Annotated in this window: 6 protein-coding genes and 1 pseudogene; 3 read left to right on the top strand and 4 right to left on the bottom strand. The window is 57.5% G+C overall.

Annotated features, from left to right (window positions below):
- A partial coding sequence (locus IHN22_RS11840) for a sodium/proton-translocating pyrophosphatase (RefSeq protein ID WP_191435568.1) occupies window positions 1-817 on the top strand: 817 nt, incomplete at its 5' end.
- Window positions 818-1,020: 203 nt separating this feature from the next.
- On the opposite strand, the gene IHN22_RS11835 is transcribed toward IHN22_RS11840, so the two are convergent.
- The 3 genes from IHN22_RS11835 to IHN22_RS11825 are packed head-to-tail and all read right to left on the bottom strand — an operon-like array spanning window position 1,021 to window position 4,983.
- Window positions 1,021-2,823 carry an ABC transporter ATP-binding protein gene (locus IHN22_RS11835; RefSeq protein ID WP_191435567.1) on the bottom strand — a complete coding sequence of 601 codons (1,803 nt, stop codon included), beginning with the start codon at window positions 2,821-2,823 and terminating at the stop codon, window positions 1,021-1,023.
- Window positions 2,816-4,552, bottom strand: a complete 1,737-nt coding sequence (locus tag IHN22_RS11830; protein WP_191435565.1) for an ABC transporter ATP-binding protein — start codon at window positions 4,550-4,552, stop codon at window positions 2,816-2,818. Before IHN22_RS11830 ends, IHN22_RS11835 begins: the two co-directional genes overlap by 8 nt.
- A complete protein-coding gene (locus tag IHN22_RS11825) occupies window positions 4,549-4,983 on the bottom strand; it encodes a MarR family winged helix-turn-helix transcriptional regulator (protein ID WP_191435563.1) in 435 nt (144 codons plus the stop codon). The genes IHN22_RS11830 and IHN22_RS11825 overlap by 4 nt, the downstream gene beginning before the upstream one ends.
- 154 nt (window positions 4,984-5,137) lie before the next feature.
- On the opposite strand from IHN22_RS11825, the gene IHN22_RS11820 reads away from it, so the two are divergent.
- Together IHN22_RS11820 and IHN22_RS11815 are read left to right on the top strand one after the other, a co-directional pair.
- On the top strand, window positions 5,138-7,129 hold the full coding sequence (locus IHN22_RS11820) for a fructose-1,6-bisphosphatase (protein WP_191435561.1): 1,992 nt from the start codon (window positions 5,138-5,140) through the stop codon (window positions 7,127-7,129).
- 148 nt (window positions 7,130-7,277) lie between these two features.
- Entirely contained in the window at window positions 7,278-7,766 is a 489-nt protein-coding gene (locus tag IHN22_RS11815) for a DUF6530 family protein (protein ID WP_191435559.1), read from the top strand.
- Window positions 7,767-7,825: 59 nt separating this feature from the next.
- On the opposite strand, the pseudogene IHN22_RS11810 reads toward IHN22_RS11815, so the two are convergent.
- Window positions 7,826-8,005, bottom strand: a pseudogene (locus IHN22_RS11810) (sodium-dependent transporter); the annotation flags it as partial.

Genomic DNA, 8,005 nt, shown 5'->3' with positions numbered 1-8,005 from the left:
GCTGTCCACCCTGGGCATCACCCTGGCCACCGACGCCTATGGCCCCGTGGCCGACAACGCCGGCGGCATCGCCGAGATGAGCGGCCTGGGCGAGGAGGTCCGCAACCGTACTGACGCTCTGGACTCCCTGGGCAACACCACCGCCGCCACCGGTAAGGGCTTCGCCATTGGTTCCGCCGCCCTCACCGCTCTGGCTCTGCTGGTCTCCTATGTGGACGTGGTCAAGGGCAAGCTGGACCACGCCATGGACCTGTCCCTCACCAACCCCGCCGTGCTGGTTGGTCTGTTCGTGGGCGCCATGCTTACCTTCATCTTCGCCGCCCTCACCATGAGCGGTGTGCAGCGTGCCGCCCAGTCCATCGTGGTGGAGGTTCGCCGTCAGTTCCGTGAGATCTCCGGCATCATGGAGGGCAAAGCTGATCCCGACTACGCCTCCTGCGTGGACCTGTGCACCAAGGGCGCTCTGCATGAGATGGTTATCCCCTCCCTGCTGGCCATTATCGTCCCCGTCATCGTGGGCCTGATCCTGGGCGCTGAGGCCGTTGTGGGCCTGCTGGGCGGTGTTACCGTCACCGGCTTCGTGGTCGCTGTGTTCATGTCCAACGCCGGCGGCGCTTGGGATAACGCCAAGAAGTACATTGAGGCCGGCCACCACGGCGGCAAGGGTTCCGATTGCCACAAGGCCGCCGTGATCGGCGACACCGTGGGCGACCCCTTCAAGGACACCTCCGGCCCCTCTCTGAACATCCTGATCAAGCTGTGCTCCACCGTTTCCATCGTGTTCTCCGGCCTGATCACCACCATTCACCTGTTCTAATCCAGCATAAAAAAAGGACGCCTGACGGCGTCCTTTTTTGCTATGCAAAAGCATAGCAAAATTGGCCATATGCCGCTTTCAGCGGCACGGCCATGAAATCAAAGCGCATGGGCCGGGACGGCCCATATGCGCATAAACTTCATGCGCCACAAGCCTCGCCCGTTTTCGTGGTGTGCTCTTGGCGCATGAAGTTTTATGCCCTTTTAGCTCAGTTCAAACATACCGTTGTACAGCTGATAATATTCTCCCTGCTGAGCCAGCAGGTCCTCGTGGCTGCCCCGCTCCACAATCTGCCCCTGTTCCAGCACCATAATAGCGTCAGCATTACGGACCGTGGACAGCCGGTGAGCAATCACAAACACCGTCCGCCCCTCCATCAGCTGGTCCATTCCCTTTTCGATGAGGGCCTCGGTGCGGGTATCAATGCTGCTGGTTGCCTCGTCCAAAATGAGTACCGGTGGGTCAGCCACTGCCGCCCGGGCAATGGCAAGTAGCTGCCGCTGGCCCTGAGACAGATTGGCTCCGTCTGCCGTCACCATAGTGTCGTAGCCCTGGGGCAAGCGGCGGATGAAGGAATCAGCGTTGGCGATTTTGGCCGCCTTCTCCACCTCCTCCATGGTGGCATCCAGCTTGCCAAAGCGGATGTTATCGGCAATGGTACCGGTAAAGAGGTGGGTATCCTGAAGTACCATGCCCAGGGATCGCCGCAGATCATCTTTCCGGATGTCCTTCACGTCTATGCCGTCATAGGTCACCCGCCCCTTTTGTACATCGTAGAAGCGGTTGATCAGATTGGTGATGGTGGTCTTGCCCGCGCCGGTAGAGCCCACAAAGGCGATCTTCTGGCCGGGCTTGGCAAAGAGACTGATGTCTTTCAGAATGGGGTGACCGGCATCATAACCAAAGGTGACACCTTCAAAGCGGACATCCCCCCGCAAGGGCACCTCAGAGCCGTCAGGCTTGCGCCAAACCCAGCCCCCGTCGCGCTTTTCCAACCTCACCTGACCGTCGTCAACCTCCGGAGTCTGGTCCATAGCCTCAAAAACCCGCTCGGCGCCAGCCAGGGCAGCCAGCAGGAAGTTGGTCTGCTGGGTAAATTGGTTGATGGGCATGGCGGCCTGACGCACAAAGACCAGATAGCTGGCCAGGCTTCCCACGTCGGTCATGCCTGCCATGGCCATATAGCCTCCCAGGGCAGCCACAATGGCATAGTTAATATAGGAGATGCTCACTACCGCAGGGATCATGGTGGCTGCGTAGCTCTGAGCACCGGTACCCGCCTTGCGAAGCGCTTCGTTTTTCTCTCTAAACGTCCGCAGGTTGGCTTTTTCATGGTTGAAGACCTTGACCACCTTCTGGCCCGCCACCATCTCTTCAATATAGCCGTCCAGATCACCCAATGCCCGCTGCTGCTTGTTGTAGTAGGCCTTGCTTCGCTTTCCGCTATAGCGGATATAGAGAAACATGACCACATAGCATACCGCTACTACCAGGGTGAGCCGCCAGTTGAGGATGAAGAGCATGGTCAGGGTACCTGCCACCTGAATGAAGCTCTGGATCACCATAGCGAAGCTGTTGTTCAGGGCGTCCGAAATGGTGTCCACGTCGTTGGTGAAGTAGCTCATCACGTCGCCGTGGCGGCGGGTATCGAAGAAGCGGAGGGGCAGCTTCTGGAGATGGGCGAACAAGTCCCGGCGGATATCGTAAAGTACCTTCTGTGCCGCCTTCACCATGGTCTGGGTATAGCCCCAGGCCGCCAGGGCTCCCGCCAGATAGATGAGGGCAGTGATGGCCACCCCTCTCAGCAGGGCTTCCATCCCCCCTGTAGCCAGGTTATTGACCACCGGTCGGATCATATAGGTGCCCAGCAGGTTGGCCAGAGCACTGACAGTAACCAACACCGCTACCGCCAGCAGCAGGAACTTGTGTCTTCCCAGATAGGACAGAAGGGCGCGAATGGTGTAACCCAGGTGCTTGGGCTTTTTTGCGCTGAGCTGTCTAGCCATTCTCCTCCCCTCCTTTCATCTGGGATGCGTAGATCTCCTGATAGATGGGGTCATGCTCCAACAGTTCCCTATGGGTGCCGGCGGCGTGAATTCTGCCGTCCTCCAGGATGACAATAAGATCGGTGTGCATCACCGAGGTGACTCGCTGGGCAATAATAATCTTGGTCACACCGGTAAGCTTGGTCAGAGCCCCCCGGATCTTGCCCTCTGTTGCAGTATCTACCGCACTGGTGGAGTCGTCAAAAATCAGAATCTTGGGGTTTTTCAACAGGGCTCGGGCAATACATAACCGCTGCTTCTGGCCGCCGGAGACGTTGACGCCCCCCTGCCCCAGATCGGTATCCAGGCCGTCCGGCATTCGCTCCAGAAATTCATCGGCGCAGGCCGCCCGGCAAACCGCCCACAGGGTCTCATCGTCGGCATCCGGGTCGCCCCACTTCAGATTCTCCCGGACAGTACCGGAGAAGAGCACATTTTTTTGGAGCACGATGCCCACCGCATCCCGCAGAACTGTCAGGTCGTAGTCCTTTTCATCGTGCCCACCAACCCGCACAGTACCTTCCGTGGCATCGTACAGCCGGGGAATGAGCTGTACCAGGGTAGTCTTGGCAGAGCCTGTGCCGCCCAGGATACCCACAGTCTGTCCTGCTCTAATATGCAAATTTACCCCAGACAGAGCATATTCCCTGGCGTCGGTATGGTACTTGAAGGAAACACTCTCAAAGTCCACGCTGCCGTCGGGCACTTCCTCCACCGGCTGAGCCGGAGAAACAAGGGCCGGCTTCTCCTCCAATACCTCTGCAATGCGATGGGCACTGGCCAGAGATCGGGTGAGCAGCAGGAACACGTTGGAAATCATCATGAAGGAGTTCATCACCTGGAGCACATAGCTGAGAAAGCCGGTCAGTTCCCCCACCTGGAGACTGCCGCCCAGGATCATGCCGCCGCCGAACCACAGAATGAGCACGATGGCAGTATACATCGTGAACTGGAAAGCAGGCAGGTTGAGTACCGCAAAGTGGAAGGTCCGCTGACTTGTGGCCATCAGCTCCTCATTGACCGACTGGAACTTCTCCTCCTCATACTCCCCCCGCACAAAAGCCTTCACCGCCCGGATGGCGGTAAGGCCCTCCTGAACCACATTGTTCAGCTTATCCATGGCCTTCTGGAGCCTGCCGTACATGGGCGCCACCTTACGCACCACAAAAAAGAGGATGAGCGCCAGTATGGGAGCAGTCACCACAAAAATCAGAGCCAGCCGGGCATTCATCCAGAAGGACAGTCCTAATCCCATCACCAGCATCACCGGGCTGCGCACCAGGGGCCGCAGTCCGCCATTGATTGCGTTTTGCAGCACCGTTACATCGGTGGTCATACGGGTAACCAGAGAGGAGCTTTCAAAGCGGTCCAAGTTGGAAAAGGCGTAGTCCTGGACCCGCTCATACTGGGCCTCCCGGATACGGGCGCCCCAGCCGTAGGCAGCCCGGGCGGCAAACCGGGCATACAGCAGGCCGGTGATCAAAGCCAGTACAGCACATACGCCCATCTGTACACCCTTGACCACAATATAATTCAGATCCCGGTTCTCTACTCCCACGTCAATGAGGTCAGCCATCAGCACCGGGATCACCAGCTCAAAGGCGGTCTCCACCAGCACCAATAATCCGCCCAGAAACAGGTCCCGGCGGTAGGGGCCCAAATAGGACAGCAGGCGTTTCAGTTCTTTCATGACCGTCCCTCCCCTGCTGTCTTCAGATTGCGGTACACCCGACTCAGGTAGCCGGCGAACCGCTCCCGCTCCTCCGGCGTAAACCCCTCCAGCATCCGTTCCTCCATGGTACGGCAGCAGCTTCGCCAGGCGTCATAGGCCGTCTGGCCAGCAGGAGTGATCTCGATTCGGTCCCGGCGCTTGTCCTGTCCATCCCCGCACCGGGTCACAAAGCCGCCCTTTTCCAGGCTGTCCAGCATCCGGCATACCGCCGCCGGATCGATCTCAAAGTAGTCGGCCAGCTGACGCTGGCGGCTGGGACCATGCTGGCTGAGATAACCCAGCAGTTTGGGCTGACCGGTTCCCAGTCCTACCTCCGCCAGGCAGGGACGCAGCGCCCCCCGCTGGGCATGAAAAGCCCGGTAGAGCAGCATATGGAACGTCTTTTCCATCCACTCACCTTCCTAATTGACATATCAACGATTGACATATCAATTATATCCCGAGATTTTACACTGTCAAGTCCAACAACGGTTGGATTCTACTTGCAACCAGCCACATAAAGTGGGATAATATTGGCAACGACATCCAAAAGGAGGCCCTCCCATGGAAGGTAAGAAAGCATACCGTCCGGAAAACCTGCACTACCTGAAAATGCTGGCCCGACAATACCCAAATGTCCAGGCTGCCAGCACCGAGATCATCAACCTCCACGCCATTCAGAACCTGCCCAAAGGCACTGAGCACTTTATCTCCGACGTACACGGCGAGTATGAGGCCTTCCTTCACATCCTGAATTCGGCTTCCGGCGTGGTACGCGAGAAGCTGGACAGCCTGTTTGCCACCACCGTATCCAAGGCCGATCTAGACCAGCTGGCCACCCTTATCTACTATCCCCAGGAAAAACTGGAGGAGATCGAGCGGGAGACCACCGATATGCGGGAGTGGTATCGCATCACCTTCCACCGCCTGATCGAGATGTGCCGTCTGGTCAGCTCTAAATACACCCGTTCCAAGGTCCGTAAGGCCATGCCGCCTGAATACGCCTACATCATTGATGAAATGATCCATACCCACTACGAGGATATGGACAAGCGGGACTATTACGAGAATATCATCTCCACCATCATCGACATCGACCGGGCCTCCAACTTCCTGGTGCAGCTGTGCGAGCTCATCAAGCGACTGGCGGTGGACCATCTTCATCTGGTGGGCGATATTTTTGACCGTGGTCCTCGGGCGGACATCATTCTGGACTCTCTGATGAACTACCACAGCGTGGATATCCAGTGGGGCAACCACGATGTGCTGTGGATGGGTGCCGCCTCCGGCTCCCGCACCCTGGTGGCCACCGTACTGGCCAACTCCCTGCGCTACAACAACCTGGAGGTCATCGAGACAGGCTACGGCATCTCCCTGCGGCCTCTGTCGGTCTTTGCCAACGAGGTATACAAGGACTGCGATGTCCACTGTTTTGAGGTGAAGCTGACCAACGAAGACGCCGCCCACTACACGGAAAAGGATAAGCTGCTGGCTGCCCGAATGCACAAGGCCATTACCATCATTCTCTTCAAGCTGGAGGGGCAAAAACTGCTGCGCAACCCCTGCTTTGGTATGGCGGACCGGCTGCTGCTGGACAAGATCGACTATGAGAATAAGTGCATCACCATCAATGGCACCACTTATCCCATGGAGGATACCGACTTCCCCACTGTAGACCCCAACGATCCCTATACCCTTACCGAGGAAGAGAGTACCCTCATCAATCAGCTGACCAGCTCCTTCCTCCACAGCGAAAAGCTCCAGCGGCACATTCGCTTCCTCTACTCCAAGGGCAGTCTGTACAAGGTCTACAACGGCAACCTGCTCTTCCACGGCTGCATCCCCATGACGGAGGATGGTCAGCTCCAGTCCTTTACCATCGGCGGCGTGACCCTGTCCGGCAAAGACTTTCTGGATTATGCCGATACCAACGCCCGCCGGGCCTATTACAGCAAGCCGGGCACGGAAGAACGGGAGTTCGGTATGGACTTTCTGTGGTTCCTGTGGGCAGGCCGCAACAGCCCCATCTTTGGCCGTGACCGTATGACCACCTTTGAGCGGCGGTTCATTCTGGATGAGTCCACCTGGACCGAGCCCAAAAACGCCTACTATCAGCTGTACAACGACCCCGCTGTGTGTGAGTTCCTGCTGAAGCAGTTCGGTCTGGAGGGACCTCACTGCCACATCATCAACGGGCACATCCCGGTAAAGTCCAAAAAGGGCGAGAGCCCCATGAAGGCAGGCGGCAAGCTGCTGGTTATCGACGGCGGCTTCTGCAAAGCCTATCAGAAAACCACCGGCATTGCGGGCTACACGCTGATTTACAACTCCGCCTGCTTCCGGCTGGTCTCCCACGAGCCCTTTGTTGGACGGGCCAACGCCATCCGGGAAAACCAGGACATCGCCTCTACTTCGGTGGTATTTGAGCGGTTGGAATCCCGGCTGAAAATCGCCGGGACTGACGTAGGCCGCCAGCTCCAAGAGCAGATCGACGATCTGATGGCCCTGGTACAGGCTTTCCGCAATGGTGAGATCGTGGAAGATCACAAAGACTGACCTACTAAAAAATGCCGGCCGCATCTGCGGCCGGCATTTTTGCTTATTTAACTGGTATGTCATCTTGACTGCGTTCCCCATTTGTGTTAAACTGTGTTTACTCATTTAGTAATTTAATAAATAACTAACTTGTTATTAGGAGGTAACCATGCAAATCCCTACCAATTTGAAGCACAAGCCGGTCTTTGTAGCCGAGGACTACAGCAATATTGACGGCCGCAGCGCCTATCAAACCGACGCCCAGGGTCTGAGCCTTGGCCTGGCCCAATGGAACGACCGGGGCCGGGTGGATATCTCCGCCAAAGTCTGGCGGCACACTGGTGAAAAGTGGTCCCGCCAGTCGGAGGAGCTCCCCCTCCACCGGGTGCTGGACCTGGCTATCCTCACCTGCCGGGCAGTCCACTACATTCGGGAGGAGAGCTACCGCTTCCCTGCTCTGTATGATCCGGACACCCCTCAGATCGACCGGGTGGGTCTCCAGGGAGCCGCTATGACGGTAGAGGTATGTACCGGCAACGACCATATCTGCGAGGATATTGCACTCTTTCGGGATGCGTTGGCTCGGGATGGTGATCTGCTGGGAGAACGAATGCAGGTTTTGGCCCGCCTGCTGGCTGACCTGGGCTATCATGGATAATAAAAAATGGTCCGCTGCAAATGCAGCGGACCATTTTTGTTTTGTAACTGCTTGGCAGATTAGCCGATGCCGCCCCAGGCAATGCCGAGCACGAAGCAGAGGAGGCACAGGGGGACGAAGACGTACTTGCCGAAGGGCAGGAACCACTTCATGATGGGCTTGTCGGAGCCCAGCTGAGCGGCGGCCAGGGCATCCTTCTTCTTCATGACCCAGAAGAACATGATGCCGGCGGCCACAGC

The sequence above is a fragment of the Flavonifractor sp. An112 genome, assembly GCF_904377885.1.
In the GTDB taxonomy this organism is placed as follows: domain Bacteria; phylum Bacillota; class Clostridia; order Oscillospirales; family Oscillospiraceae; genus Flavonifractor; species Flavonifractor avicola.
Note: the sequence above shows the minus strand (reverse complement) of the source record. Positions and strands in the feature narration are given on the sequence as shown.

Excerpts from the sequence above, each read along its gene's own strand:
- IHN22_RS11830 (WP_191435565.1), bottom strand. The coding sequence starts at position 4,552 with ATGAAAGAACTGAAACGCCTGCTGTCCTATTTGGGCCCCTACCGCCGG.
- IHN22_RS11815 (WP_191435559.1), top strand. The coding sequence starts at position 7,278 with ATGCAAATCCCTACCAATTTGAAGCACAAGCCGGTCTTTGTAGCCGAG.
- IHN22_RS11835 (WP_191435567.1), bottom strand. The coding sequence starts at position 2,823 with ATGGCTAGACAGCTCAGCGCAAAAAAGCCCAAGCACCTGGGTTACACC.
- IHN22_RS11825 (WP_191435563.1), bottom strand. The coding sequence starts at position 4,983 with ATGGAAAAGACGTTCCATATGCTGCTCTACCGGGCTTTTCATGCCCAG.
- IHN22_RS11820 (WP_191435561.1), top strand. The coding sequence starts at position 5,138 with ATGGAAGGTAAGAAAGCATACCGTCCGGAAAACCTGCACTACCTGAAA.